The organism is Blautia massiliensis (ex Liu et al. 2021), from assembly GCF_052064225.1.
Taxonomy (GTDB): Bacteria; Bacillota; Clostridia; order Lachnospirales; family Lachnospiraceae; genus Blautia_A; species Blautia_A fusiformis.
Map to the genome: position 1 here is coordinate 1 of NZ_JBQHWA010000081.1, position 1,259 is coordinate 1,259.

The 1,259-nt window shown below is 42.8% G+C and carries 2 protein-coding genes; both read left to right on the forward strand.

The window, feature by feature from the left end:
• Window positions 1–308 (forward strand): transposase (locus ACTNDQ_RS15365; RefSeq protein ID WP_441064998.1); only part of this gene is annotated, 308 nt, incomplete at its 5' end.
• Window positions 309–316: 8 nt separating this feature from the next.
• Window positions 317–1,210, forward strand: a complete 894-nt coding sequence (locus tag ACTNDQ_RS15370; RefSeq protein ID WP_441064999.1) for an IS3 family transposase — start codon at window positions 317–319, stop codon at window positions 1,208–1,210.
• Window positions 1,211–1,259: the final 49 nt, after the last annotated feature.

Below are 1,259 nucleotides of genomic sequence, written 5' to 3' on the forward strand. Positions count from 1 at the left end.
AACTCATCATGTCATGTAAGAAAACTCAACACACCAAACAATTTAAGTTGGATGCTATCAACTATCGAAAAGAACATCCGGATCTCACTCAGGTAGAATGTGCCAAGAATCTTGGCATCGGAGTCAGCACTCTTGCCAGATGGGAAGCGCAATTCCGAGACAATGAAGGCGACATTCCTGTTAGGGGTTCTGGTAATTACGAATCCGATGAAGCCAAGGAAATCGCACGTCTTAAGCGCGAGCTTCGCGACGCTCAGGATGCTCTTGATGTGTTAAAAAAAGCCATCGGCATTCTGGGGAAAGATTAACAGAAGCTATCTACACTGAAGTTTCTGCCAAAGTAGAGGCATCTAAAGTTACTGGACGCCGCGTCTCTACTTCCGGAATGCTGAAATTTTTAGGCGTATCTCGCTCTGGATATCGAGCTTTTCTGAATCGAAAAGTTTCTCCTTCAAAGCAGCGTAAAGAGGCTATAAAAAAGGAAATCCAGAAAATCTACGACAAATCCAAACAGAACTATGGTGCTCCCAAAATCACTCAGGAGCTCCGCAAGGCTGGCGAAATCATCGCCGAACGCACCGTAGGTAAATACATGCGTGAAATGGGCATTAAAGCCCAGTGGATTAAACCGTGGACCACCACAACGAGAGACTCCGATTTCAGTGAAGAACTTCGCAACATTCTTGATGAGCAGTTTAACCCAGAATGTCCTAATGCCGTTTGGTGTACTGACATCACTTACATTTGGACGCAGGACGGCTTTGTATACCTTAATTGCATCATGGACTTATTTGCCAGAAAAATCATCGCATGGACACTTTCTGACACGATGGAAGTATCCACTGTTATTGAAACTATTAATAAAGCAAAGGCCTATCGAAAAATCGATTTCCCTTTGATTATTCACACGGATCGTGGCAGCCAGTATGTTTCTAATGCTTGGCGCGAAGCCACTGAAAAAATGCAACGCAGTTATTCTCATACAGGTTATCCGTATGACAATGCCTGCATCGAATCTTTCCATTCCCTTATTAAACGTGAATGGTTAAATCGTTTCAGTATTCGTAACTACAACCATGCTTATCGTCTGGTATTCGAATACATAGAAACATTCTATAACACTGTCAGAATCCACAGCCACTGTGGCTATGTATCACCTGACGAATATGAAAAGCTGTATGAGAGGGGTATGTTACTGTCTGCTGCTTAGCAGGCAGAACTTCTCATTTTAATTTGTACTAAATCTTGACATAGGACCA